The organism is Kribbella sp. NPDC104218 (assembly GCF_055584105.1).
In genome coordinates, this window is record NZ_JBVJMQ010000003.1 from 727,573 (window position 1) to 753,312 (window position 25,740).

Below are 25,740 nucleotides of genomic sequence, written 5' to 3' on the forward strand. Positions count from 1 at the left end.
GCGAAGGGCCCCCGGTCGTGGTGACCGGAGGCCCTTCGGAGGGGTTTCGGGTGCTGGTGTCAGGCGGCGAGCGTCGGGTCCGCCATCAGGCGCAGGCGGCCCAGGGCCTCCCGCTCGATCTGGCGGACGCGCTCGGCGGAGATGCCGTGCACGGCGCCGATATCGGCCAGCTTGGCCTGGCGGCCGTCATGCAGCCCGTAGCGGCGCCGGATGACATCCGCCGACCGCGGGTCGAGCTGGTCGACCAGGCTGAACAGGCCCGAGCGGTCCGACGCGTCCGCGACCAGCTGGTCCGGCCCCGGCGCGGTCTCGGCCGCGATCAGGTCGCCCAGCGAGGTCTCGCCCTCGTCGTCGATCGGGTTGTCCAGGCTGATGTGGTCGCGGCCGATCCGGATCAGTTCGGTCACCCGCTCCTCGTCCAGATCCAGCTCCGCGGCGATCTCCTCGACCTCCGGCTCGCGCCCGAGCTTGCGCTCCAGCGTGCGCCGGGCCGAGCCGATCTGGTTCAGCTGCTCGACCACGTGCACCGGCAGCCGGACCACCCGGGCCTGCTGCGCGATACCGCGGGTGATCGCCTGCCGCACCCACCAGGTCGCGTACGTCGAAAACTTGAAACCCTTGCGGTAGTCGAACTTCTCCACCGCCCGGATCAGGCCCGTGTTGCCCTCCTGGACCAGGTCCAGCAGGGGCATCTGGGACCGTCCGTAGCGACGGGCGATCGACACCACCAGACGGAGGTTCGCGGTCACGAAGCGCTGCTGCGCCCGCTGACCCTCTTCCGCCAGCCACTCCAGCTCTTCCGCAGTGGCGTACTTGGGCGCTCCGCCCTTCTTTCGTCCAACCCGCCCCTCGGCCAGCAGTTGCTCCGCGAGGAGACCTGCCTCGACCGTCTCAGCGAGCTCGACCTCTTCCTCAGCCGTCAGCAACGGAGTCCGCGCGATCTCTTCGAGGTAGAGACCCACGCTGTCCTTGCCGTCGATACCGTCGTCCGTGGAACGGACACGAGTCGTGCGAGCCACCGAAACTCCCTTCGTCGTTACATGGAGAGCAACGCTCGAGTGAGGTTCAAGATTCCACGACGAGTGTGTAAACACCCTGAACGTTCCCTGAGAGTTCCCGGCGCTGCCGACCGCTGGAATCCGGTACCCATCCGCTCGATCCGCACCACCGCGGGCAGGCACGCCGCCGGAAAGGCTGAGAATTCCTGCAGAAAACAGCTGATCCGGTGCGTTCTCTGTGGTGGAGAACACACCGGATCAGGGAGATATTCCGGGAATCTAAGCCAGGCCGAGGGTGTCCAGCTCCCAGGCGAGGCTGAACGCGATCTCGCGCCAGGCGTCGTACCGGCCGCTGCGGCCGCCGTGCCCGGCCTCCATCTCGGTCTTCAGCAGGACGTCGGCGTCCCCGCTCGCGGTCGCCCGGAGCTTCGCCACCCATTTGGCCGGCTCGACGAAGAACACCCGGGTGTCGTTCAGGCTGGTGATCGCGAGAATGCGCGGATAGTTCTGCGCGGTGACGTTCTCGTACGGCGAGTAGGACTTCATGTACGCGTAGACCTCGGGGTCCTCGAGCGGGTTGCCCCACTCTTCCCATTCGATCACCGTCAGCGGCAGCGACGGGTCGAGAATGGTCGTCAGCGCGTCGACGAACGGGACCTCGGCGACGATTCCGCCGAAGGCCTGCGGGGCCAGGTTCGCGACCGCGCCCATCAGCAGGCCGCCGGCGCTGCCGCCCTGCGCGACGATCCGCTCCGGGCGGCTCCAGCCACTGGTGGCCAGGTGCTCGGCGGCGGCGATGAAGTCGGTGAACGTGTTCCGCTTGGTGAGCGTCTTGCCGTTGTCGTACCAGTGCCGGCCGAGCTCGCCGCCGCCGCGGACGTGCGCGATCGCGAACACGACGCCGCGGTCGAGCAGGGACAGCCGCGCGATCGAGAACCACGGGTCCATCGAGCTCTCGTACGAGCCGTAGCCGTACAGCACGACCGGCGCGTTGCCGTCCTTGGCGACGTCCTTGCGGGCGACCAGCGAGATCGGCACCTGCGTCCCGTCCGGGGCGGTCGCCCATTCCCGGTACTGCGTGTACGCGCCGAGATCGACCCCGCCGAGTACGGGCTGCTGCTTGAGCAGCCGGCGCTCGCCGGTCGCGACGTCCACGTCGTACGTCGAGCTCGGCGTCACCAGCGAGGTGTACCCGAACCGGTACCGGCTGTCGTGCCACTCGTCGTTGCGGCCCGGGGACACCGTGTAGATCGGCTCGTCGAACTCCAGCGTCTCCGGGTCGCCGAAGCCGTCGCCCGTCCGGCGCATGATCGCCAGCTCGGTGAGCGCGTCGCGCCGGCGGTAGAGGATGACGTGGTCCGCGAACGCGTCCGCGCCGAGCAGCCGGCTGGTCTCGTCACCCTGGATCAGCGTCGTCCACTCGCCGGGCGCGTCCAGGGATGCGGTGGCGAGGGAGAAGTTGGCGGCGTCGGCGTTGTGGGTGATCAGCAGCTGGTCGCCCGCGTGCTCGACGTCGTACTCGACGCCTTCGCGCCGGGGCGCGACGACGACCGGCTCACCGGCCGGGTCGTTCGCGTCGAGCAGCCAGACCTCGCTGGTCAGCTTGCTGCCGAGGGCGATCACGATCGCCTGCTCGTTGCGGGTCAGGTCGACGCCGACCCAGAACCGCTCGTCGGTCTCCTCCTTGACCAGGACGTCCTCGGCGGCGCCGAGCTGGTGCCGCCAGACCTGGAACGGGCGCCAGGCGTCGTCCACCTTGGTGTAGAAGATCGTCGAGCCGTCGGCCGACCAGGCCGAGCCGTAGTGCACCTCGGGCAGCTCGTCGGGGAGCAGCTCACCGGTCGTCAGGTCCTTGATCCGGAGTGTGAACCGCTCGTCGCCCTTGAGGTCGACCGAGTACGCGAGCAGCCGGCCGTCGGGGGAGACGTCGACGGTGCCCATCGAGAAGAACTCCGAGTCGCCGGCGACGACGTTGCCGTCGAGCAGCACCTCTTCACCCGCGATCTCGCCGTCGGTCGCGGGCGGCTCGTCGCCGTTCACCTTGACCCGGCAGTGGATCCCGTACTGCTGGCCCTCGACCGTCCGCGCGTAGTACCAGTACTCGCCGCGGCGGGTGGGCACGCTCAGGTCGGTCTGCAGCGTCCGGTCCGAGATCTCGGTGAAGATTGCCTCGCGCAACGATTCGAGATGCGCCGTCCGCGCCTCGGTGTACTCGTTCTCGGCGCGCAGGTAGCCGAGCACCTCGTCGTCGGTCTTGTCCCGCAACCACTCGTAGTCGTCGACGAACGTGTCGCCGTGATGGGTGCGCTCGACCGGCTTCCGGGCGGCGACGGGAGGCTGCGGAGAAGTGTTCAACTCGGACATGCGGGCGAGACTACCCGCCCGAGCCGACACCCGCGCCGCGTTATCCGGCGTACGTGGCGACGACCGGGGCGTGGTCGCTCCAGCGCTCGGCGTACGTCGGGGCGCGGTGGATCACGCAGCCCGTCGCGAGCGCGGCCAGCCCGGGGGAGGCGATCTGGTAGTCGATGCGCCAGCCGGCGTCGTTGTCGAAGGCCTTGCCGCGCCAGGACCACCAGGAGTACGGACCCGGGCCGTCGCCGCCGAACCGGCGTCCGAGGTCGACCCAGCCGGCCTCGAACAAACGATCCATCCAGGCCCGCTCCTCGGGCAGGAAGCCGCTCTTCTTGCGGTTCGCCTTCCAGGCCTTGAGGTCTTCCTCGCGGTGGGCGATGTTCAGGTCGCCGCACATCAGGACATGCCGGTCGTCGGCGCGCAGGGCGGTCAGCCGCGCGGTGATCGCGTCCAGGAAGGCATACTTCTCCTCCTGCCGCGGCGGCGTCTCGAACTCGCCGGTGTAGACGTAGGTGCTGACCGCGGTCAGCAGCGAGCCGTCGTCGAGGACGACGTCCGCCTCGACCCAGCGGCCGGTGTCGACGAACCGCTCCGGACCGACGTCGATCCGGATGTCCTTGATCGGGCGCCGGCTCGCGACGGCGACCCCGGCCCGGCCCTTGTGGCCGTCGATGGCGGGCTCGGCATGCGCGAGGTGCCAGTCGGCGCCGAGGTGTTCGCGCAGGACGTCGTCGCTCGCGCGGACCTCTTGCATCAGCAGCAGATCCGGATCGGTCTGCTCCAGCCAAGGCGCCATCCCGCGGCGGTAGGCGGCTCTGATCCCGTTCACATTCACCGTGGCGACCGTCAGCACCGGCACACCTTAACGCTGTGTGGTCGAGACGATCGCATCGAGGGATCGCGCGCAGAGGTGCTCGAGGTCGGTGGGGGAGATGGTCGGCTCCTCGATCCAGGTCAGCAGGGTCTGCTCGACGTACCCCTGCCAGCCGTGCAGCGCGAGCTCGACGAGCGGCGTGATCTCGCGGCCGCTGGCCCGGACGGCGCCGATCACCCAGGTGCTGAAGACGCCGCGGATCTCCTTGTGCAGTTTGCGCACCTCGGGATCGCCGGCCGCCGACATCAGCAGGGTGGCGCGGTAGAGCTGCGGCGCTTCGAGGACGGCGCGGACGAACGCGCGGATGCCGGCCTGGAGCTGCTCGGCGGGCGGCAGTGACTGGTCGGGGGCGGTCCGGAGCAGGATCTCGGCCGCGGCTTCCTCGATGACGGCGTACTGGAACTTCTTCTTGGAGCCGAAGTAGTGGAACAGCAGCGCGGGGGAGACCTTGGCCTCGGCGGCGACCAGCTCGACGGTCAGCTCGCGGTGCGGGTCGGCCAGCAGGACCCGGCGGGCGGCCTCCAGGATCTGGGCGCGCCGCTCGTCGGGGCGCAGCCGGGCGGACGAGGTCTGGGTCATACGGCCAGTCTATTGAGTATTCGCTCAATAAGCACTTACTGTTGAGTACCCACTCAACAAGGAGGTCCAGATGCGCCCGCTGCCCGGACAGGTTGTGCTCATCACCGGAGCGTCACGTGGGATCGGGGCCGCGGTGGCCCGCAAGCTCGCGAAGGACGGCGCCAAACTCGCGCTGATCGGTCTGGAGCCCGACGAGCTCAAGCAGGTCGCCGAGGACTGCGGGCCGGACGCCGGCTGGTGGGAGGCCGACGTCACGGACACCGAGTCGCTGCGGACGGCGGTCGAGTCGGTGGCCGCGCGGTACGGGCGGATCGACGTGGTGATGGCGAACGCCGGGATCGCGGCGCCGGGCTTCACCCGGAGCATGGACCCGGCGCAGTGGGAGCGGGTGCTCGACGTCGACCTGTACGGCGTGTGGCGCACCGTCCACCTGACGCTGCCGTATCTGCTGGAGAGCAAGGGGTACCTGTTGCTGGTGTCGTCGCTGGCGGCCGTGGTGCACATCCCGGGGCTGGCGTCGTACAACGTGGCCAAGGCCGGGGTCGAGGCGATGGGGGACACGCTGCGGCCGGAGCTCAAGCACCTCGGCGTCCGGGTCGGGGTCGCGCACATGACCTTCGTCGACACCGACATGGTGCGGGGCGTGGACGACCACCCGGTCTTCGGGAAGGTGCGGACGGGCATTCCGCTGGCGAGCAAGGTGTACCCGCTGGAGTTCGCGGTGGAGAAGTTCACCGACGGCATCAAGCGGCGGAAGCGGACCGTGCACGTACCGGAGTGGATCGGGCTGCTGAAGGTGTTCCGCTGGGTGATCCCGCACGTGATCGAGGCCGGGTCGCGGTTCAGCGTGCCGAAGGCGGACCGGGCGGCGCTGGCCGACGTCCAGGCTCGGGGTGCGGCGGTCTCGTCGCGCGCGTCGGGCGCCGGCGGTCGGGCGGACACCGAGAAGGCCTCCGGGCGATGAGCCGGGCGTACGACGTCGTCCTGCTCGGCGCGAGCGGATTCACGGGAGCGCTCACCGCGGAGTATCTGGAGAAGAACGCGCCGGCGTCGCTGAAGTGGGCGGTGGCGGGCCGGAACCGGGCGAAGCTCGAGCCGTTCGGGAAGGACGTCGTCATCGCCGACGTCACCGACCCGGAGTCGCTGAGAGCGCTCGCTGAGTCGACCAAGCTGGTGATCAGCACGGTCGGCCCGTACATCCAGTACGGCGAGCCGCTCGTCGCGGCCTGCGCCGAGGCGGGGACGGACTACCTGGATCTGACCGGTGAGCCGGAGTTCGTGGACCGGATGTACGTCGGGTACCACGAACGCGCTCTCCAGACCGGCGCTCGGCTCATTCACGCGTGCGGGTTCGACTCGATCCCGTACGACCTGGGCGTGCAGTACACGGTCGAGCAGTTGCCCGAGCGGGTGCCGATTCAGGTGGACGGGTTGTTGCGGGCCGGTGGGCGGCCGTCGGGCGGGACGTTCCACACCGCGATCACGGCGTTCTCGCGGCCGAAGCAGAACCTGGACGCGCACACCGCGCGGAAGCGGGCCGAGACGCGGCCGGCCGGGCGCAGCGCCCGGGCAGTGACCGGCCGGATCCATCGGCAGCAGGGTTTCTGGGCGGTGCCGTTGCCGACCGTCGATCCGCAGATCGTCGGGTACTCGGGCCGGCTGCTCGACAGCTACGGGCCGGACTTCCGGTACTCCCACTACGCGGCGGTCAAGCGGCTGCCGATTGTTGCCGGAGGCATCGGTGGGGTCGCGCTGCTGGCGGCCGCCGCTCAGGTTCCCCCGGCACGGCGCGCGTTGCTCGGGCGCCTGCAGCCCGGGGACGGGCCGTCGCCGGAGGTCCGGGCGAAGTCGTGGTTCAAGGTGCGCTTCGTCGGTCGCGGCGGCGGCAAACAGGTGATCACCGAGGTCGCGGGCGGCGATCCCGGGTACGACGAGACCGCCAAGATGCTCGCGGAGAGCGCTCTCTGCCTCGTTCTCGACGACCTCCCGCCGACCGCCGGCCAAACCACCACCGCGGCCGCCATGGGCCCCGCGCTCCGCGAGCGCCTGGTGAAAGCAGGGATGACCTTTGAAACCCTCAGCACAACCGATTACTAGCCAAGACGGCACCCGCATCGCCCTCTACGACTACTCACCGAACTCCGAACAACCGGTACTCGTTTGTGTGCATGGGTATCCGGACAATGCGGGGTTGTGGGAGGACGCGGCGGGGGAGTTGGCCGGGGAGTTTCGGGTGGTTGCGTACGACGTGCGCGGCGCTGGGGCGTCGGAGAAGCCGCAGGCGAGGGCGGCGTATCACTTGGATCGGTTGGAGGAGGACTTCACGGCGGTGCTGGATGCGGTGTCGCCGGATCGGCCGGTGCATGTGCTGGCGCATGACTGGGGATCGATCCAGGCTTGGCACTTCGTGACGAGTGAGCGGTTGCGGGGGCGGATCGCTTCGTTCGTGTCGATCTCGGGGCCTTCGCTGGATCACGCGGGCTACTTCTTCCGGACCCGGCGGCCGCTCGGTCAGGCGCTCCGGCAGTTGCTGCACTCCTGGTACATCTTCTACTTCCACCTGCCGTGGATCCCCGAGCACGGGTGGCGGAGCGGGTGGGCACATCGGGTGTTCCGCCGGCTCGAGCGAACCGGCGGAGAACAGTCGTCGGAAACGGGAGAGCGCTCCCTGGGCGACTACGTGAACGGCCTCAACCTGTACCGCGCCAACGTCATCCCGCGACTGCGCAAGCCCGAGGTACGGCGTACCGACGTCCCCGTCCTCGCGGTGTCGCCGGACCGGGACGCGTTCGTCACGACGCCGCTGCAGACCGACGTCGCGCGGTGGGCCCCGAACCTGACCGTCCGGGTGGTCAGGGGCGGCCACTGGATGCCCCGGAATGATCCCGGACTTGTCGCGCGGCTGGTACGGGAGCACACCCGCGAGGTGGCACGCTGAGGGTATGAGGACGCTTCTCAACCTGATCTGGCTGGTACTCGCCGGCTTCTGGCTGGCGGTCGGGTACGCCGTCGCCGGCATCATCTGCTGCGTGCTGATCGTGACGATCCCGTTCGGCATCGCGTCGTTCCGGATCGCGGGCTACTGCCTGTGGCCGTTCGGCCGGACGATCGTCGACAAACGCTCCGCCGGCGCGGGCGCCGTCCTGGGCAACATCATCTGGGTGATCTTCGCCGGCTGGTGGCTCGCCCTCGGTCACCTCGTCACCGGGATCGCGCTCTGCCTGTCGATCATCGGCATCCCGCTCGGCGTCGCCAACTTCAAACTGATCCCGATCTCGCTGCTCCCGCTCGGCAAGGACATCGTCCCCACCGATCAGCTCTTCGGCGCGCGTTGAGGTCGCTGACGGTTCTCGGCTCCTGCGGCGCGTGGCCCGAGCCGGGCCGCGCCTGCGCCGGTTTCCTGATCGAGTACGACGGTTTCCGCGTCGTCCTCGATCTCGGGTATGCCGCGCTCCCGCAACTGCTCAAGTACCGGCCGCGTGCCGAGGTCGACGCGGTCGTGGTCACTCACCAGCACCCCGACCACTGTGTCGACGTCAGCGCGCTCGCCCGCGTCCGGTACTACGAAGCACGCGACGAGCCGCCGATCGAACTGCACTGCCCGCCCGGCGTCCTCGACGTCCTGCGCGCACTCGAACCGCACCCGGATCCCGCGACGGTCCTCGCCGTCCACTCGCTGGCGGAGACGCGCCGGCTCGGCCCGTTCACCGTCGAGACCGTGAGCCTGCCGCACTTCGTGACCGACCTCGGCGTCCGCCTCACCGCGCCCGGCGTTTCGATCGCCTATACCGGCGACAGCGGCCCCGCGCCGGAGCTGCACCGACAGCTGGCCGAAGGCACCGACCTGTTCATCGCCGACGCCACGCTCCAGGGCCCCTCGCCACAGACCACCCCGCGCTACGTCATGACCGCGACCGAAGCCGCCCGCGCGGCCGAGGGCGCCCAACGACTCTTGCTGACCCACTTCTGGCCCGGCTCCGACCGCGCGATCTCGGTCGCCGAAGCCGAAGCCGAGTTCGGCGGCGAGGTCATCGCCGCCGAGGAGGGCCTCGTTATCCCGCTCTGAGTTGTACCGAGCAACGGGTAGTAGTCGCCTGGGGAGAGCCCGGCTACGCCTGCCGACCTCTGCGGAAGTCCGCTACTACCCGTTCGTCAGTACGCGGTGCTCAGCTCGCCTTGGCGACGAGTTTGCGGACGTTCTCGATGCTGCCGCAGCCGGATTCGATCAAGCGGGTGCGCTCGGCGGCGAAGGCGTCGCCGAGGGAGTGGCGGGTCTCGTCGGAGACGTCGGTGCGGGCCGGGTTGAGCACGTCGCGCTCTTCTTCGTCGAGGTGATGGGTGAGCGCCTCGGAGAGCTCGTGCAGTTTCTTGCTGAAGTCGTCGCCGGCCGTGTCGTCGACCTCCATCAGGTCGAGCAGCGCCTCGTTGCCCTCGTCGTGCTCGTGTTCGGAGTGCTCGACCTCGTCGGCGTCGATCGCGTCCTTGCGGCGCAGCGCCGGGTAGACCTTCGACTCCTCGGCCTCGGCGTGCGCGATCAGTACCGTCGCCAGATCGGCGAGGACGGCGGCGCGGTCGCTCTGGACGTCGCGCAGCTCGCGCAACGCCTCCTCGAACCAGCGGTGGTCGGCAAGGATGATCTCGACCACGTCGCCGCGGGCCGCGGGCAGGATCTTCGGCATCAGGGGTTCCTCCTGTCTCGGATGTGCGCCCGGTACCCCGGATAACCTGCGGTCATGCCGTCAGCCCTGGTCCGCCGTCCCAGCCCGCACCTGGCCGATGGCCTGGTGACCCACATCGAGCGCACTCCGATCGACCTCGACCTCGCCGCCCGCCAATGGCAGGCGTACGTCGACGTCCTCGAACAGCACGGCTGGACGCCGGTCGAGGTCCCGCCCGCCGACGACTGCCCGGACGGCGTCTTCATCGAGGACGCCCTGGTCGTGTACGCCGACCTCGCGGTGATCGCCCGCGCCGGCGCGGAGTCCCGCCGGCCCGAGGCGCCGGCCGCCGAGGAGACGGCGCGTGCGCAGGGCTACCGGATCACCCACATCACCGCCCCCGGCACCCTGGACGGCGGCGACGTCCTCAAGGTCGGCGAGGTCGTGTACGTCGGCCTCGGCGGGCGGACCAACGAGGAGGGCATCCGCCAGTTCCGGGCGGCGCTGGAGCCGCTGGGCGCCGACGTGCGCGCGGTGCCCGTGCAGAAGGTGCTGCATCTGAAATCGGCCGTGACCGCGCTGCCCGACGGGACCGTGATCGGGTACGAGCCGCTCGTCGACGACCCGGCCGCGTTCGAGAAGTTCCGCGCGGTGCCCGAGGAGGGCGGGTCGCATGTGGTGCTGCTTGGCGGCGACCGGCTCCTGATGGCCGCGTCGGCGCCGAAGTCGGCCGAGCTCTTCCAGCAGCTCGGCTACACGCCGGTCGTCGTCGACATCAGCGAGTTCGAGAAGCTCGAAGGGTGTGTCACCTGTCTGTCGGTGCGTCTTCGCCGCTGAGCAGGCGCTGCGCCGCCTCGACGGCCGGCAGATCGCGCTTCTTGCCCCGGGCGGCGCCGACCTGGCACGCATCGCGGAGCGCCGCCCGGTAGACGGCGGTGTCGGGGTGGTCGGCACCCAGCGCGGCCTCGGCCGAGACCAGCGCGGCGCTGAGTGCCTCGACCGCGTCGGCGATCCGGCCACCGGCCAGCAGGGCCCGGCCGAGCGCGGCCTGGTCACGCAGCAGCTGCGGGTCGCGCGCGGGCAACTCGGCACGATCGACGGCCACGATGTCCGCCAGCAGACTCGCCTCGGACCGCGGTCCGCCGACCATCAGCCGCGCGCCCGTGGCGCCTTCGTTCGCCGAGCGAGTCAGCTCGTGATTCGCACCGAACACGCGCACCAGCTGCGGCGTCACCAGCTCGAACCATGCGATCGCCCGACCGTAGTTCCCGGTCGCGAGCAGCCCCTGCGCCACTCGCAGCCGCACCTGCAACGTCGTCGGCTCGTCGGCGGGCAGCATGCCCTCCCGGCGTCCGAGCACCGCCTGGTAGAACGGCAGCGCCTGCCCCGGCTCCTTCGCCTCCCAGTAGGACTCCGCCTGCCGGTAGTCCGGGTCCGCGGCGAGCTCCGGGTGCGCGGCCGGGACCGGCTCGCGCGTCTCCTGCGGCTGGTCGATCACCTTCCGGGCGACGTACGTCCGGCCGCCGGTCGGGATGATCCGGAACTGACCGGACCGCGCGAGCGGGATCCACAGCAGCGTCTTGTACAGCGTGCGGACCGACGACCCGCAGTCCTCGCAGACATCGCGATGACCGTAGAACCGGCTGCCCAGCCCGCCCGCGACCCGCCAGGCCACCGACGACGCCGTACATCTACTGCAGAACGGGTAGACCCCCCGCCGTTCTTCATTCATTTGCCCCATTGTGGCCGGTATCGGCCTCGTCGTCGCGCTCCGCCCCGGGCGTGGCCGGTTTTGTCAGCAGCGGATCGTCGGTCGCGAACGTCCGGACCGGGCCGGGGACGACGCTCTCCGCGGTCTCGAACCGGACGGTGACGCGGCCGCGGCCCGAGCCCCAGACCCAGCCCAGGCCGTAGTCGGGGTGGTGCACGTCCTGGCCGGGGTAGTAGCCGGTCTGGTCCCGGGCGCGCTCGGGGAGCTCGATCACCTCGATCGGCGCCTCGGCGGCCTCGCTGTCGGTGAACAGGTCGTCCTGGATCCAGTCGGCGAGTGAGGAGACGCCGACGCCGAGCAGCCGGATACCGCCGGCCAGATCGGTGTCGTCGAGCAGCCGCCGCGCGACCCGGGCGATCACGCGCGGGTCGTCCGTCGGCCCGGCGAGGGTGGACGACCGCGTGTGCGTGGTGAAGTCGTGCATCCGGGACTTGAGCGTGACCGTCCGCCCGGAGAGCTGCGCCTTCTGCAGCCGCTCGGAGACGCGGTGCGCCATCCGGTCGGCGATCGCGGCGATCAGCGCGCGGTCGATCAGATCGGTCTCGAAGGTGTCCTCGACGCTGATCGACTTGGTCTCCCGGTCGCTGACCACCGGCCGGTCGTCGGTGGCCGTCGCGAGCCGGAACAGGCTCGTGCCATGCGCGGACCCGACCTGCCGGACCAGCTCCTCCTGGTCGAGCTGCTGCAGATCCGCGACCGTCCGCACGCCGGCCATGCTGAGCCGCTGCGCGGTCGCGGGGCCGACGCCGGGGATCACCGTCACCTGCATCGGCGCGAGAAACGCCGCCTCCGTGCCCGGTGGGACGACGACCACGCCGTCCGGCTTGTCGAGGTCGCTGGCGATCTTCGCGATCAGCTTCGACGTCCCGGCGCCGACCGAGGCGGTCAGCCCGCCGCTGGCCGCGCGGATCGCCGCCTTCAGATCGTTCGCGATCGCCTCGACGTCCTCGACCGTCAGCCCGGTCAGCCCCGCGGCGGCCAGATCCACGAACGCCTCGTCGAGGGACAGCGGCTCGACCAGCGGCGACAGCGCCCGCATCTCGGCCATCACCGCCTGGCTCGTCCGCCGGTAGACCTCGAAACGCGGCCCGAGGTACGCCGCGTGCGGGCAGCGCGAGCGCGCCTCCGCCGTCGACATCGCCGAGCGGACGCCGTACTTACGCGCCTCGTACGACGCCGTCGACACCACGCCGCGGACGCCGACGCCGCCCACCACGACCGCCTTGCCCCGCAGCGAGGGCTTGTCGCGCTGCTCCACGGCCGCGAAGAACGCGTCCAGATCGACATGCAGCACCGAAGGATCCCCACGCACTCCCACAGTCTCCCCGCCCGCACCGACAATTTCCGTGATTGGATCACCGGATGGCGAGCTTCCCGGCGCACTGGGACGACGGCACCGACTCGGCGTCCGCGCCGCATCAGGTCCATTGGTACGACGAACGCACCGCGATCATCCGCCAAGCGCTGCGGACCAACTTCGAGGGCCCGTTCCTCTATCTGCTGCTCGGCGCCGAGCGCGCGCTGCTCCTCGACACCGGCACCGGACACGTCCCGCTCCGGCCGCTGGTCGAGAGCCTGCTGACCGGTCAGCAGCTGATCGTCGCGCACACGCACGCGCATCGGGACCACGTCGGCGGTGACGCGGAGTTCGACCACGTCGTCGGGCATTCGGCGCCGGAGGTCGCCGCGTACTTCGGGATCGCGGCATGGCCGGACGGTGTCGGCGGGATCGAGCTGGGGGAGCGGCGGCTCGAGGTGGTCGCGATTCCGGGTCATCAGGGCGCTGACATCGCGGTGTACGACGCGGCGTCCCGGCTCCTGTTCACGGGGGACTCGCTCTATCCCGGCCGGCTCTACGTGCCGGACTGGGCGGCGTTTCGTGCGAGTGTGTCGCGGCTGGAGCGCTTCGTTGCCAGTGGCAAGCCGGTCGACTGGATCCTCGGCGCGCATATCGAGCTGACCGACCGGCCGGGAGTGGACTATGCGATGGGGGAGTCGCGGCACGAAGGCGAACACGTTCTGCAACTGGCGCCCGGCGTCCTGACCGAGCTGGCCGCTGCGCTGGGGCCGGAGCCGGAGCGGATCGTGCGGGACGAGTTCATCGTTTACCCGGTCTGACGTCCACCACGCGAGTAGGACCGCCGTGAACGGGCACCTTCAGGCACACTGAGGCGATAAGCCAGGGCAGGGGAGGCGCAGATGGGTGAGGAAGTCGACCGGGTCGAGTTCACCCGGGCGGACCGGACGGCGTTCCGCGACCAGGTGCATCGCAACCTGGACGCCTTCGCGCGGATGTTGCGCGAGGCCCGGTTCGCACCCGACCGGCCGATGACCGGGATCGAGATCGAGCTGAACCTGGTCGACGAGCGGTGCGATCCGGCGTTCAAGAACTCGGAGGTGCTGAGCGCGATCGAGGACGACGCGTTCCAGACCGAGCTCGGCCAGTTCAACATCGAGATCAACGTGCCGCCCGGCCAGATCGACGGCATCGGGCTGGACACGATGGAGTCGAATATCCGCGACAGCCTGAACGCGGCCGAGGAGAAGGCGCAGCGGACCGGTTCGTCGATGGTGGTGGTCGGCATCCTGCCGACGCTGCTGACCGAGCACATCCGCCGCGACGCGCTCAGCACCAACCCGCGGTACGCGTTGCTGAACGACCAGATCTTCGCCGCCCGCGGCGAGGACGTGCAGATCTCGATCGACGGCGTCGAGCGGTTGCAGGTGACCGCCGACAGCATCGTGCCCGAAGCGGCCTGTACGTCGACGCAGTTCCATCTCCAGGTCACGCCCGAGGCGTTTCCCCGGTACTGGAACGCGGCGCAGGCGATCTCCGGCGTCCAGCTCGCGATCGGGGCCAACTCGCCGTTCCTGTTCGGCAAGGAGTTGTTGCGCGAGACGCGGATCGCGTTGTTCGAGCAGGCCGCCGACACCCGCACGCACGAGCTGAAGACCCAGGGCGTCCGGCCGCGGGTCTGGTTCGGTGAACGGTGGATCACCTCGATCTTCGACCTCTTCGAGGAGAACTCGCGGTACTACCCGGCCTTGTTGCCGGTGACGTCGGACGAGGATCCGATCGCCGTCCTCGATCGCGGGGACACGCCGGCTCTTTCGGAGCTTCGCCTGCACAACGGGACGATCTATCGCTGGAACCGCCCGGTGTACGACGTTGTCCGGGAGAAGCCGCACCTGCGGGTGGAGAATCGCGTGCTGCCGGCCGGGCCGACCGTCGTCGACACGATCGCCAACGGCGCCTTTTATTTCGGTCTGGTCCGCGCACTCGCCGAGGACGAACGGCCGATCTGGTCGCAGATGTCGTTCAGCGCCGCCGAGGAGAACTTTCACGAGGCCGCTCGCAGCGGTATCGACGCGGAGGTCTTCTGGCCGGGCGTCGGCACGGTGCGCGCGACCGAGCTCGTCCTGCGGCGCCTGCTGCCGCTCGCGTCCCAGGGGCTCGACGGCTGGGGTGTGGACGCCGCCGTCCGGGATCGGCTGCTGGGCATCATCGAGCAGCGCTGCCTGACCAATCGCAACGGCGCGTCCTGGCAGGTGGAGGAGTTTCATCGACTGTATACAAAGGGATCGCACGGCCGGCGGGACGCGTTGCGGGGAATGTTGCGCCGCTATCGCGACCACATGCACGAGAACACGCCGGTGCACGAATGGCCGATCGACTGAGCATTCCCGCTCAGGACAACGGTGGACAGGGCGCTCGGGGGAGCGGCGGAACCACGGTCAGCCGGGTGGAACCGGCGATCTTGCCCAGGGCAACTGGGCGGAATCTTCGATAACGACCCGGACTACAGGGGTGGCGCGATGGGTGACAGCCCTGCAAAGGTGTGGCCACCGGAAGGTTAGAGCGTCTGGTCGCGGGTAGTACTCGGGCACCGGCGTAACTGTCACCACGGCAGTTGCTCCGATGGTGGAGTACTACCCGCTCGACGATCGGCCGTCCGCGACACAGCTGGAGCAAATCCAGCGGATGCCGACCGCGGCCGGGGGCAGTATCGTTCGGAACGGGTCGACATGACACCCGGAGGTGAGGCAGGGCGATGACGACCATCGTCGTGGGTTATGTGCCGAAGGCCGAGGGCCGTGCCGCCCTGAGGCGAGCGGCGGAGGAGGCGACGCTGCGCGACGCCAAGCTGGTGGTGGTGAACTCGCACCGCGGCGGGCGCAGCTTCGACAGCGACGACGCCGCGGCCAGCGACGCCGCGCTGACCGAGGTGCGTGAGCAGCTCGACTCGACCGGTGTGCCGTACGAGGTGCGGCAGCTGGTGCGTGGTCTGGATCCGGCGGAGGACCTGGTGGCCGTCGCCGAGCAGGTGCATGCGGAGTTCATCGTGATCGGCCTGCGGCGCCGGTCACCGGTCGGCAAGCTCATCCTCGGCAGCAATGCCCAGCGGGTGCTGCTCGATGCTCCGTGTCCCGTGCTGGCCGTGAAGGCCGAAGAAGGGGAGGACTGAGGTGACCTCGACACGCAGCAAGAAGCTGTGCCTCGCACAGCAGCCCGATGCCGACGAGATGCTGAGCAGAGACCCGTTCGCGCTGCTGGTCGGCATGCTGCTGGACCAACAGATCCCGATGGAGCGCGCGTTCGCCGGACCGGTCGCGATCGCCAAGCGGATGGCCGGGCCGTTCGACCCGACCACGGTCGCGCACTACGACCCGGACGCCTTCGTCGAGATCGTCGCCGGCCCGCCCGCCGTGCACCGCTTCCCGACCGCGATGGCCGCCCGGATCCAGACCCTGGCCAAACACCTCGACGAGGAGTACGGCGGTAACGCCTCCGGCCTCTGGGCGGACGTGAAGTCCGGTGACGACCTGCTCGCCCGGCTGTCGGCGCTGCCCGGGTTCGGCGCCCAGAAGGCGAAGATCTTCGTCGCCCTGCTCGGCAAGCAGCTCAAGGTCCGGCCGCGCGGCTGGCGGGAGGCCTCCGAGCCGTACGGCGAGGACGGCGCGTACAAGTCGGTCGCGGACGTGATCGACGTGGCGTCGCTGGTGCGGGTCCGGCAGTTCAAACAGGAACAGCAGCTGGTCCAGCAGCGGGTGGTCGCCCGGCCGCTGCGGCAGACGCGGAACGGCTAGCGCGGCGCCCCGTCCGCCGGGACCGTTCTCAGGCCTCCATCGAGCGGGGAAATCCGCGCTCGATGGAGGCTCTGGCGCGTCGTTTCGGGGGGTCGCGGCGCGCTTGACCTTGGTCGCCGGATTACAATGGACTGTTGCCGCCGCCTGACCAGCGAGCAGCCCCGGACAGAGGTACCAGAAACGCCGTTCCATCAGCACCAGCACGTCGTACAAACCCTGCGTCAGACGAGAGGTAATTCGTGTCGTCCAGCTCGTCCGAGAACGTTCCCGCAGAGTCAGCGAGGGCAGTGGCCGCCACCGCCCGCAGCGCTGCTCCGAGGACCAGCGTCCGAGTGACCGACCCCGCTGCAAAGAAGGCGGCCGCGAAGAAGACCGCGGCCCAGGCCGCCGGCACCAAGGAGGACGGAATTCCCGCCGCGAAGAAGACCGCCGCCAAGAAGGCGCCGGCGAAGAAAGCCGTTTCCGAGGCCGGTGTGGCCATCGACCCCAAGACGGGTAAGCCGCGTGCGCTCGACGAGGTGGACGAGGCGGACTTCAAGCCGGACGCGGTGAAGGGTCTGGAGAAGGAGCTCACCGAGGACGAGGGCTTCGTCGTCTCCGAGGCCGACGAGACCGACGAGCCCGAGCAGCAGGTGATGGTCGCCGGCGCCACCGCCGACCCGGTCAAGGACTACCTGAAGCAGATCGGCAAGGTCCCGCTGCTGAACGCCGAGCAGGAGGTCGAGCTCGCGAAGCGGATCGAGGCCGGCCTGTTCGCCGAGGAGCAGCTGGGCGACGAGGCCGCCAAGCTCAAGGACAAGGTCCGCGACGAGTACGACTGGATCTCCGAGGACGGCCGGCGCGCCAAGAATCACCTGCTCGAGGCCAACCTGCGGCTCGTCGTCTCGCTGGCCAAGCGCTACACCGGCCGCGGCATGCTGTTCCTGGACCTGATCCAGGAGGGCAACCTCGGTCTGATCCGCGCGGTCGAGAAGTTCGACTACACCAAGGGCTACAAGTTCTCGACGTACGCCACCTGGTGGATCCGGCAGGCGATCACCCGCGCGATGGCCGACCAGGCCCGGACCATCCGGATCCCGGTGCACATGGTCGAGGTCATCAACAAGCTGGCCCGCGTCCAGCGCCAGATGCTGCAGGACCTGGGCCGCGAGCCCACTCCGGAAGAGCTCGCCAAGGAGCTCGACATGACCCCGGAGAAGGTCATCGAGGTGCAGAAGTACGGTCGCGAGCCGATCTCGCTGCACACCCCGCTCGGTGAGGACGGCGACTCCGAGTTCGGCGACCTGATCGAGGACTCCGAGGCGATCGTCCCGGCCGAGGCCGTGTCGTTCACGCTGCTCCAGGAGCAGCTGCACGCCGTCCTCGACACGCTGTCCGAGCGTGAGGCCGGTGTCGTCTCGATGCGGTTCGGCCTGACCGACGGCCAGCCGAAGACGCTGGACGAGATCGGCAAGGTCTACGGCGTGACGCGTGAGCGGATCCGCCAGATCGAGTCGAAGACCATGTCGAAGCTGCGGCACCCGTCGCGCTCGCAGGTCCTCCGGGACTACCTGGACTGATGATGGGGGAGTGGATCGCCGGCGCGCTCGCGCTGGTGATCCCTGTCCTCGACACGGCTTCTCTGGCCGCCGCCGTGCTCACGGCGGCGGCCTTGCTGTTCACCCTGCTGCTGGTCGCCCGGCAGCAGGCGCCGACTCCGGCGCCGATGCTGGCCCGCTCCGCGTCGATCCGCGACCGCGTCGAGCAGACCGCCTTCCTTCGCCTCCGCGATCCGGACGCTGCCGGTCGCCCCCGTCCACGAGCTCCCGGGCAGTAGCGCGCACCTTCCGCTACTCATCCCTTCCAGCACTCGTGGAGTTCTGTCATGCCTGCTTTCCTGGAGGCGCCGGTGTCCGGCGCCTATCACTTGCTCACGTCCCTCGTCAGCGCCCTGCAACCGCTCGCCGGCCCGTACGCCGCGGTCGCCGCCATCATCTTGTGCACGCTGTTCGTCCGGCTCTGTCTGCTACCGCTCAGCCTGCGCGCGCATCGCGGGCTGAAGGCGCGCGCGGCGATGATGCCGCAGCTGAAATCGCTCACCGAGCGCCACCGGGACAACCCGGAGCGCTTACGGCGCGAGCTCGCGAAACTGCAGTCGGAGTCGGGGACGTCGCTGTTCGCGGGTTTCCTCCCGACGCTCGCCCAGCTGCCCTTCTTCTGGCTGATGTACACGCTCTTCTCGCGCGCGATCGTCGGCGGTGAAGCCAACCAGCTGATCAGCGGCACCCTGTTCGGCGCACCCCTCGGCCTGCACTGGCCGGTCTTCGCCGCCACCCCCGGCTTCGTCGTCCTGGCAGTACTCCTGGTCGTCGTCGCCTACTTCTCCGCCCGCATCGCGCTCCGCCAGCTGGACGACGCCGCAACCCCGCTGACCCGCCGGCTGGCGCGCCTCCTCCCGTACGGCACCGTACTCACCGCCGCCTTCGTCCCACTCGCCGCCGGCCTTTACCTCGTCACCACGACGACCTGGACCGTCGCCGAACGCGCCATCCTGCAACGCTGACAGCGAGTAGTTGCCGCTAGCCCCTTGATCAGGAGCTTCTGGCAATGGATCTTGTACAAGAGGTCTTGTCTAAATCCCTGGGCGTCGCGCTCAGCTGAGAGGAAAGCGGAGAGCCGCGAGCCCGGGATGTGGTTAACTGCGGGTGGTGCAATTCCGAGGTGTGACGGTGGGAGTGATCCCGGCCCGTCGGCTCCGTTGACGGAGTAAGACCGGCCACGGCCGGAGCCACGCGGTGAAACTCCGCTCCTGCTCGGACCCGGACGGGTCCCTGGTTGGCATCTTCACCAGAGGTGGGAGCACATGTTCACAGGAAGAATCGAGCACACGGCGACCGTTCGCGAGGTCGGCGCCGGCTTCGTCCGAGTGGCGGCCGGCGTCGACGTGGCGCCAGGCGGCTCGGTCTGTCTGGACGGGGTTCGGCTGACGGTCGCGTCGGTCGAAGCCGGCCAGTTGGTGGCTGCGGTGACCGACGAGACCCGGCGGCGGACGACGCTCGACCGGGTCGAGGCCGGCCGGTCGGTGCATCTGGAGTTGCCGCTCGCGGTCGGGGACCGGATCGACGGGCATCTGGTCCAGGGGCACGTCGACGGTGTCGGGAAAGTGCTTCGGGTGGACGACGAGCCGAGCGGCCGACGGCTCTGGGTGAAGCCCGGGGAGCGGTTGCTGGCGCGGCTGGTGGCCAAGTCGTCGATCGCGGTCGACGGCGTCAGCCTGACCGTGGCCGAGGTACTCAAGGATCGGTTCTCGGTCGTGCTGATCCCGCACACCCTCGAGCAGACGAAGCTGGGCGAACTCGCGGCCGGTGATCGGGTCAACCTCGAGACCGACCTGCTCGCCCGAATGGCGCGCGAGGGGCAGGGGCCGGAGTTGCTGAAGGCGGTCGCCAGGTTGCCCTGGGCCGGTCGGTTGAGCGGAGCGGACGGCGTCCAGAAGGTCGTTGCTCAGCTTGCCGCCGGGGGTGGCGTCGTGGTCTGGGATCCGACGCTGGAGGGGGAGGGGGACGTCGTCTTCGCGGGCGAGCGCTTCCGTCCGCAGTCGATGAACTTCCTGCTCACACAGGCGTGTGGGCACACCACGGTGCCCTGTGCGCCGGAGGTACTGGATCGGCTGGAGATTCCGCGGATGCCCGGCGCCGGGGATCGGCAGGGGACGATGATGCACGTCCCGGTCGATCTCGCGTCCTCATCCGGGACGGGTGTGAGTGCGGCGGAGCGCGCCGCGACTATCCGGCGGTTGGCGGCGGCGGACGCCGTACCGGGTGACTTCCTCCGGCCCGGCCACGTGTTCCCGCTCGCCGCGCGGCCGGGGCTGCTGTCAGAACGCGGTGGGCATACCGAGGCAACCGTCGCGCTCTGTACGGCCGCCGGGCTCGCCCCGGTCGGCGTCTGTTGCGAGGTGATGCGTCCGGACGGCGTGATGGCGGACGCCGCCGATCTGGAGCAGTTCGCATTGCGGTGGGAGCTGCCGATGATCGACGTCCACGACCTCGCCCGGTGGCTGTGATGCAGGGCGCGGAGCTGTACGACGATCCCGAGTTCCTGGCCGGTTATCAGCAGTTGCGGCGCGCGAAGCTCGGGCTGAACGACGAGCTGGAGATCCCCGCCCTGGCCGCGCTGCTGCCACCGGCGTCCGGACTGCGGGTGCTCGACCTCGGCTGTGGCGAAGGCGGGCTCGCGCAACGACTTGCGGACGACGGCGCCATCGACGTCCTGGCCGTCGACGCATCGGCGTCCATGCTGGCCAACGCCGTCCGGCATCCGCGCATCCGCTACCTGCGGGCCGACCTCGCCGTCCTCGACCTTTCCGCGGAGTTCGACCTCGTGGTGAGCAGCCTCGCGCTGCACTATGTCGAGGACTTCGACCATCTCGTCGCCCGGATCGCCCGCTGGCTGACGCCCGGCGGTCGGTTCGTCTTCTCGATCGAGCACCCGGTCATCACGGCCCCGCAGCAGGCCGGCGGTTTTGACAGCTACGCCGACCCAGGCCCGCGGCAACGAAAGTGGTTCGTCGACTACGTTGTCAAGTACCACCGCACTGTCGCCGCCATCCTCACCACCCTCCGTCGTCACGCCTTCCACCTCGACGCGATCGCCGAGCCACAGCCCACGTCCGATCAGGTCCGCCGCCATCCCCACCTCGCTATCCACCGCGACCGACCTCCACTCCTCCTCGTTGCCGCCGAGCTCCCAAGATGAGCCTGCGCGCACCAATCGGATTCGGCCTCGCCGTTCTCCCGCTCTGCCTGACGCCCGGCGTCAGCTTCACGCTCGTCACCGAGCGCGTACTCGGCGCCGGCCCACGCGCGGGTCTGGCGGTGATCGCCGGCACTTGCGGTGGTTTGCTCACTCACGCCCTGCTCGCCGGCGCCGGTCTGTCAGCGTTGGTGATGAGCTCGCCAGCGGCCTTCCAGTTGCTGAAACTGGTCGGCGCGATCTATCTGATCGCGATCGGCGTCCGGGCGTTGTGGCCGTCACGGCGCTCCGCGGCCGAACCGCGCCGACGTAGTCCGCTCGTCCAGGGGTACCTCGGCAACGTGCTGAATCCGAAGGCTGGGGCGGTCTACCTCACCTTGGCGCCACAGTTCCTGGACGGCGACCGCCCGTTGCTGCCGCAGCTCATGATCCTGTCGGTCGCCCACGTGGTTGTGGCAGGGGCGTGGCTGCTCGGGTGGACGAGCGTCGTCCACTGGTCTCGTCGCGCGTTTCGGACCGGCGTTCTGCGGGCGGTGATGTCGCGGGTCGCCGGGGTGGTGTTGATTGTGTTCGGTATCCATTCCGCTGTGTGAAACGTTTTGTCAGCACATGACTACCGGGCGGAGTAGCGTGCGGTCGATGACCGCCTCTGTGGTGAAGGCTCCGCCCGGTGCGACTCGACGGCGTTACCTGATTCTGGGTCTCGCCTTCGTGGGGTTGTCGCTGAACTATCTGGACCGGGCCAATCTGAGTGTCGCGTTGCCGTTCATCCAGGAAGATCTGCAGCTGGAGCTGTCGAATGCCGAGAAGGGGCTGATTCTCGGCGCGTTCTTCTGGGCGTACGACGGCGCGATGCTCGCCGCGGGCTGGATGGCGGACCGGTACGGGTCGCGGAAGGCGTTCACGTTCGCGGCGTTGTGGTGGAGTGTGGTGACGGCGTTGACGCCGTTGGCGCGGGGGTTCTGGTCGCTGTTCGCGTTCCGGTTCGCGCTGGGTGCGGGGGAGGCGCCGGCGTATCCGAGTGCGACCAAGGCGGCGTCGCGGTGGTTCCCGCGGCACGAGCGGGCGTTCGCGACCGCGGTGATCGACTCGGGGTCGCGGGTCGGGACGGTGTTGTCGTTACCGGTGGTGACGGCGCTGATCGCGCTGGTGAGTTGGCACTTCTCGTTCGTCGTCCTGGGCGTGATCGGCATCATGTGGGCCGCCGTCTGGTACTGGTACTACCGGGATCCGCGCGAGCACAGTGGTGCGAACGACGCGGAGCGGGAGTACATCGCGGCAAACGGCGCGCGGCTGGAGGAGACCGACGATGCGGACGCCGCTCAGATCCGCTGGCGGGATCTGTTCCGGTATCGGACGGTGCGCGGCATGATGCTCGGCTTCTTCTGCCTGAACTTCGTGATCTATTTCTTCCTGACCTGGTTCCCGTCGTATCTGAAGGACGCCCGGCAGCTCGATCTGGCGGAGCTCGGGACGCTCGGCACTCTGCCCGGGATCACCGCGATCGCCGGCGGTTGGATCGCCGGCATCGTGGCCGACCGGCGGATCCGGGCCGGGGCCGACGTCACGCGGGTGCGGAAGACCGTGATGGTCGGCGGCCTGCTCGGCGGGGCCGCGATCGTGTTCGCGGCCCCGGCCAAGTCGGTGTACGTCGCGCTGCTGTTCCTGGCGATCTCCTACGCGAGCCTGGCGATCGCGGCCACCGGGATCTGGTCACTGCCGGGCGATGTCGCCCCGAGCTCGCAGCACGTCGCCTCGATCGGCGGCATCCAGAACTTCGCGTCGAATATCGCAGGCATCATTAGCCCGTTCGTCTTCGGTCTCCTACTCGATCTGTACGACGGCTCCTACTTGCCGTCGTTCCTGGTCGCGGGTGGCGTCGCCGTGGTCGGTGCGCTCACCTACGCGTTCGTCGTCGGCAAGGCGGAGCCGCTGCCAGTGCTTGATCGGTGAGTTAGCCGATAGTCCATTTCTGCGCTGAGCTGCCGTTGCAGTGGTAGAGCTGGAGTTGGATGCCGGGTGTCGTGTTGCTGCTGGGTACGTCGAGGCACTTGCCTGAGGCTGGGTTCACCAGGGCTCCATCTGGTCGCGGCCACCATTGCTGGGCGCCGGTGCCGTTGCAGGCGTACAGCTGGATCTTCGCGCCGTCGGCTCTGCTGCTGCCCTTGATGTCCATGCAGCCGCCGCGTGCTCGTAGTGTGCCGTCCGTCGCCAGAGTCCACTGCTGATGGATGGTGGTGTTGCAGCCCCAGAGCCGGATGCTGGCCCCGAGGTCCGGAGCGCCGCCGTCCACGTCGAGGCACAGGTTGCTCAGTCCGGTGATCGGTGTGGTCCGTGGTGCGGCCGGGCCGACGTCGAAGGACGGTGGCCGGTCCGCGGGCTGGCTGCCCCAGCTGGTGTTGGGTGTGGTCCCGAGGACGAAGTCCAGGACGCCGCCGCCCGCGACGAACTCCTCGGACAGCCAGGACTTCTGGGTGGTCTGACCGTTGACCTTGAGGCTTTGCACGTACCGCGCGCTGTCCGACGCACCGGGAGCGTTGATGGTGATCGTCTTGCCGTTGCCCCGATCGATCGTCACGCTCGGGAACTGCGGGCTGGCCAGCACGAGCTCCGAGCGTCCCGGCGCCTGCGGGTACATACCCAGCGCTGCCCAGACCGCCCAGGCCGACGTCTGCCCGAGGTCGTCATTACCCGGGAGTCCGTCCTTGCTGTTGCGGTAGAGCTGGAGGAGCGCTCGCCGGACCACGTCCTGCGTGCGATGCGGAGCGCCTGCGTAGCCGTAGATCCAGGGCACGTTGGCGGAGACCTGGTTGCCGAGGTAGGCGAACTCCGACCTCTCCTGGTCGTTCAACTTGGTGAAGAACCGGTCCAGCTTGCCGACGACGGCCCCGTCGCCGCCGCGCGCATCGAACAGGCCGCGGAGGTTGTGCGGCACCATCCAGGTGTACTGGTGTCCGCTGCCCTCGGTGTAGTGGGGAATCGTGTCCATCGGGTCGAAGGCCGGGAACGTGGTGTCGCGGTTGCGGCCGACGAGGAACTTCGAGCCGGATTCGAAGACGTTGCGCCAGCTCGAGCTCTTGCGGAGGAACTTCTCGGCCTCGCTGGTTCGCCCGAGCCGGCCGGCGAGCTGCGCGATCGCGAAGTCCGAGATCGCGTACTCGGCCGTCACCGACGCGCCCCCGAACCACTCCGGCAGCACCGGCGGTTTGACGTCGTTCGGTACGTAGCCGATCGAGTCGTACGCCTCGAACCCGAACCGCTGCCCGGAGTGCCGGGTCCCGGCCACCGCGCGGGTGAGACCGTCGGACGCGTTGAATCCGGTGACTCCGAAGGCGTAGAACGTGGAGAGGATGACCGGGATCGGGTCGCCGACCATGATGCCGCTGCCGCGGTTCGCGACCGTCCAGCGATCGTAGTAGCCGGCCTGGGCGGCTTGGTTCACTGCGGACTGCGCGATATCGGCGGCGTACTCCGGTGCGATCAGCGCGAGGAGCGGCGCTTGGGAGCGGAAGACGTCCCAGCCGGAGAAGTTCGCATGCTGCACATGCCCGTTCGGTGCGGTGTGGATCTGGTCGTCGAACCCGCGGTACCGGCCGTCGGCGTCGCTGAAGACGTTCGGGTGCAGTAACGAGTGGTACAGGGCCGTGTAGAAGATCGCCAGCTGGTCAGGGGTCCCACCGGTGACGCTGATCCGGCCGAGCAACTGGTTCCACGCGGCGCGGGTGTCCGTCCGCACTGCGTCGAAGTCCTTCGAGGCGGTTTCGGCCGTGATGTTCGCCTTGGCGCCGTCCACGCTGACGTACGAGACGGCCACCTTCGCCACCACTGTGCGGCTGGTGGTCGTGTCGAAGGAGACGACTGCCTTGCTGCCGTTGTTGACCGTTGTGGAGGTTTTGAAGGGGCGGTCGAAGACCGCGTGGAAGTGGACCCGGTACGTCCAGTTGCCGATACCGCAGAACGGCCCGGCGTCGGCGTACCCGGAGATGGTGTTGGCGCCGAGCTGGACCGATGCGCCTCGGACCACTTCGCCGCCGGCAGCGTTGATGGACAGCGAAGCCGTCTGCCCCTCCGGATAGGTGAACCGGCCGATCCCCGACCGGGTGGTCGTGGTCAGCTCGGTCCGTACTCCGTTGTTGGTCGTGACCGCGTAGGTGCCCGGCGAGGCCGACTCGGTGCTGCGCACGAGCTTCGTGGTGGCCGGGGCGGTGGTGCCGGTGAACGGCAGGAACGGCATGTTGAGGTACTGCTCGCAGCCGGCGCCTGACATGCGGGTCAGGCTGAACCCGTCGATGTCGTCCCGGCCGGGGTCATAGCTGCCGCCCGGTGGCCGACCCTCGACGGTGTCCGGGCTCCACTGCAGCATCCCGAACGGCGCGACCGCGCCGGGGTAGGTGTTCCCGAACGTGTAGGGGACGCCGTCGTCCCGCGCCTGGGCGCCGGTACCGATGAAAGTGTTGACGTAGCGCGCCGGATCCACGATCGCGGCCGGCGCCTGGCCGGCTGCGCTCGCCGGATTGCCCGGGCCGGCGGTGAGGCTGACAGCGACGAGTACGAGGCCGACGAGCAGCTGGTCTATGCGCTTCATACTTCATGGGAGCAGCCGTCCGTTCGGTGGCGCCACCACCTTGTCGCCGTGGTCGAAGCCGTCGAGCCGAATGTCCGGTATCGGTCAGGTTGTTCACC

At 69.3% G+C, this 25,740-nt stretch carries 25 protein-coding genes; 17 read left to right on the top strand and 8 right to left on the bottom strand.

The genetic code is table 11. The annotated features are described in order from the left end of the window. Window positions 1-59: 59 nt before the first annotated feature. From ACZ6ZD_RS28120 to ACZ6ZD_RS28135, 4 genes are all read right to left on the bottom strand, one after another. Entirely contained in the window at window positions 60-1,019 is a 960-nt protein-coding gene (locus ACZ6ZD_RS28120) for a sigma-70 family RNA polymerase sigma factor (RefSeq protein ID WP_171673240.1), read from the bottom strand. 258 nt (window positions 1,020-1,277) lie between these two features. Further along, window positions 1,278-3,362, bottom strand: a complete 2,085-nt coding sequence (locus tag ACZ6ZD_RS28125; protein ID WP_465676919.1) for a S9 family peptidase — start codon at window positions 3,360-3,362, stop codon at window positions 1,278-1,280. A 40-nt stretch (window positions 3,363-3,402) separates the two neighbouring features. After that, window positions 3,403-4,206 carry an exodeoxyribonuclease III gene (gene xth / locus ACZ6ZD_RS28130; protein ID WP_465676920.1) on the bottom strand — a complete coding sequence of 268 codons (804 nt, stop codon included), beginning with the start codon at window positions 4,204-4,206 and terminating at the stop codon, window positions 3,403-3,405. Between the two features lie 9 nt (window positions 4,207-4,215). Then, on the bottom strand, window positions 4,216-4,806 hold the full coding sequence (locus ACZ6ZD_RS28135) for a TetR/AcrR family transcriptional regulator (RefSeq protein ID WP_465676921.1): 591 nt from the start codon (window positions 4,804-4,806) through the stop codon (window positions 4,216-4,218). A gap of 70 nt (window positions 4,807-4,876) precedes the next feature. Between ACZ6ZD_RS28135 and ACZ6ZD_RS28140 the strand changes: the two genes are divergently transcribed. The 5 genes from ACZ6ZD_RS28140 to ACZ6ZD_RS28160 are packed head-to-tail and all read left to right on the top strand — an operon-like array spanning window position 4,877 to window position 8,872. Beyond that, window positions 4,877-5,770 (top strand): SDR family oxidoreductase, encoded by an 894-nt coding sequence (locus tag ACZ6ZD_RS28140; protein ID WP_465676922.1) that lies wholly within the window; start codon window positions 4,877-4,879, stop codon window positions 5,768-5,770. Beyond that, window positions 5,767-6,903 (top strand): saccharopine dehydrogenase family protein, encoded by a 1,137-nt coding sequence (locus ACZ6ZD_RS28145; RefSeq protein ID WP_465676923.1) that lies wholly within the window; start codon window positions 5,767-5,769, stop codon window positions 6,901-6,903. Before ACZ6ZD_RS28140 ends, ACZ6ZD_RS28145 begins: the two co-directional genes overlap by 4 nt. Further along, window positions 6,875-7,744 (top strand): alpha/beta fold hydrolase, encoded by an 870-nt coding sequence (locus ACZ6ZD_RS28150; RefSeq protein ID WP_465676924.1) that lies wholly within the window; start codon window positions 6,875-6,877, stop codon window positions 7,742-7,744. Before ACZ6ZD_RS28145 ends, ACZ6ZD_RS28150 begins: the two co-directional genes overlap by 29 nt. Window positions 7,745-7,748: 4 nt before the next feature. After that, on the top strand, window positions 7,749-8,141 hold the full coding sequence (locus ACZ6ZD_RS28155) for a YccF domain-containing protein (protein WP_465676925.1): 393 nt from the start codon (window positions 7,749-7,751) through the stop codon (window positions 8,139-8,141). Then, window positions 8,138-8,872 (top strand): MBL fold metallo-hydrolase, encoded by a 735-nt coding sequence (locus ACZ6ZD_RS28160; protein ID WP_465676926.1) that lies wholly within the window; start codon window positions 8,138-8,140, stop codon window positions 8,870-8,872. The genes ACZ6ZD_RS28155 and ACZ6ZD_RS28160 overlap by 4 nt, the downstream gene beginning before the upstream one ends. 100 nt (window positions 8,873-8,972) lie before the next feature. Here the strand turns inward: ACZ6ZD_RS28160 and ACZ6ZD_RS28165 are convergent, their stop codons facing one another. Continuing rightward, window positions 8,973-9,485: a hemerythrin domain-containing protein gene (locus ACZ6ZD_RS28165; protein ID WP_465676927.1), complete on the bottom strand. Its 513-nt coding sequence runs from the start codon at window positions 9,483-9,485 to the stop codon at window positions 8,973-8,975. A gap of 54 nt (window positions 9,486-9,539) precedes the next feature. Between ACZ6ZD_RS28165 and ddaH the strand changes: the two genes are divergently transcribed. Beyond that, complete coding sequence (ddaH, locus tag ACZ6ZD_RS28170; protein WP_465676928.1) at window positions 9,540-10,301, top strand: dimethylargininase; 762 nt, start codon at window positions 9,540-9,542, stop codon at window positions 10,299-10,301. On the opposite strand, the gene ACZ6ZD_RS28175 is transcribed toward ddaH, so the two are convergent. Together ACZ6ZD_RS28175 and ACZ6ZD_RS28180 are read right to left on the bottom strand one after the other, a co-directional pair. After that, window positions 10,270-11,196, bottom strand: coding sequence for a tetratricopeptide repeat protein (locus ACZ6ZD_RS28175; RefSeq protein WP_465676929.1), 927 nt, complete (start codon window positions 11,194-11,196; stop codon window positions 10,270-10,272). The two genes, ddaH and ACZ6ZD_RS28175, sit on opposite strands and share 32 nt — an antisense overlap. Next, window positions 11,189-12,547 carry a DNA polymerase IV gene (locus tag ACZ6ZD_RS28180; protein ID WP_465676930.1) on the bottom strand — a complete coding sequence of 453 codons (1,359 nt, stop codon included), beginning with the start codon at window positions 12,545-12,547 and terminating at the stop codon, window positions 11,189-11,191. Before ACZ6ZD_RS28180 ends, ACZ6ZD_RS28175 begins: the two co-directional genes overlap by 8 nt. A 50-nt stretch (window positions 12,548-12,597) precedes the next feature. Here ACZ6ZD_RS28180 and ACZ6ZD_RS28185 point away from each other — a divergent pair, with 50 nt between their 5' ends. From ACZ6ZD_RS28185 to ACZ6ZD_RS28235, 11 genes are all read left to right on the top strand, one after another. Then, on the top strand, window positions 12,598-13,353 hold the full coding sequence (locus ACZ6ZD_RS28185) for an MBL fold metallo-hydrolase (protein WP_465676931.1): 756 nt from the start codon (window positions 12,598-12,600) through the stop codon (window positions 13,351-13,353). Window positions 13,354-13,434: 81 nt separating this feature from the next. Then, entirely contained in the window at window positions 13,435-14,913 is a 1,479-nt protein-coding gene (locus tag ACZ6ZD_RS28190) for a glutamate-cysteine ligase family protein (protein ID WP_465676932.1), read from the top strand. A 374-nt stretch (window positions 14,914-15,287) separates the two neighbouring features. Next, window positions 15,288-15,701, top strand: a complete 414-nt coding sequence (locus ACZ6ZD_RS28195; protein WP_465676933.1) for a universal stress protein — start codon at window positions 15,288-15,290, stop codon at window positions 15,699-15,701. Between the two features lies 1 nt (window position 15,702). Continuing rightward, window positions 15,703-16,323, top strand: coding sequence for an HhH-GPD-type base excision DNA repair protein (locus ACZ6ZD_RS28200; RefSeq protein WP_465676934.1), 621 nt, complete (start codon window positions 15,703-15,705; stop codon window positions 16,321-16,323). Between the two features lie 239 nt (window positions 16,324-16,562). Next, window positions 16,563-17,882, top strand: a complete 1,320-nt coding sequence (locus ACZ6ZD_RS28205; protein WP_171673254.1) for an RNA polymerase sigma factor — start codon at window positions 16,563-16,565, stop codon at window positions 17,880-17,882. After that, a complete protein-coding gene (locus ACZ6ZD_RS28210; protein WP_465676935.1) occupies window positions 17,882-18,139 on the top strand; it encodes a DUF6412 domain-containing protein in 258 nt (85 codons plus the stop codon). Before ACZ6ZD_RS28205 ends, ACZ6ZD_RS28210 begins: the two co-directional genes overlap by 1 nt. Window positions 18,140-18,187: 48 nt before the next feature. After that, window positions 18,188-18,865 carry a YidC/Oxa1 family membrane protein insertase gene (locus tag ACZ6ZD_RS28215; protein WP_465676936.1) on the top strand — a complete coding sequence of 226 codons (678 nt, stop codon included), beginning with the start codon at window positions 18,188-18,190 and terminating at the stop codon, window positions 18,863-18,865. Window positions 18,866-19,165: 300 nt separating this feature from the next. Continuing rightward, a complete protein-coding gene (locus tag ACZ6ZD_RS28220) occupies window positions 19,166-20,368 on the top strand; it encodes a riboflavin synthase (protein ID WP_465676937.1) in 1,203 nt (400 codons plus the stop codon). Further along, window positions 20,368-21,060 (top strand): class I SAM-dependent methyltransferase, encoded by a 693-nt coding sequence (locus ACZ6ZD_RS28225; protein ID WP_465677477.1) that lies wholly within the window; start codon window positions 20,368-20,370, stop codon window positions 21,058-21,060. Before ACZ6ZD_RS28220 ends, ACZ6ZD_RS28225 begins: the two co-directional genes overlap by 1 nt. Next, window positions 21,057-21,650, top strand: a complete 594-nt coding sequence (locus tag ACZ6ZD_RS28230) for a LysE family translocator (RefSeq protein ID WP_465676938.1) — start codon at window positions 21,057-21,059, stop codon at window positions 21,648-21,650. The genes ACZ6ZD_RS28225 and ACZ6ZD_RS28230 overlap by 4 nt, the downstream gene beginning before the upstream one ends. A gap of 46 nt (window positions 21,651-21,696) precedes the next feature. After that, on the top strand, window positions 21,697-23,010 hold the full coding sequence (locus ACZ6ZD_RS28235; protein WP_465676939.1) for an MFS transporter: 1,314 nt from the start codon (window positions 21,697-21,699) through the stop codon (window positions 23,008-23,010). Window position 23,011: 1 nt separating this feature from the next. Here the strand turns inward: ACZ6ZD_RS28235 and ACZ6ZD_RS28240 are convergent, their stop codons facing one another. Next, window positions 23,012-25,642 carry a GH92 family glycosyl hydrolase gene (locus ACZ6ZD_RS28240; protein WP_465676940.1) on the bottom strand — a complete coding sequence of 877 codons (2,631 nt, stop codon included), beginning with the start codon at window positions 25,640-25,642 and terminating at the stop codon, window positions 23,012-23,014. Window positions 25,643-25,740: the final 98 nt, after the last annotated feature.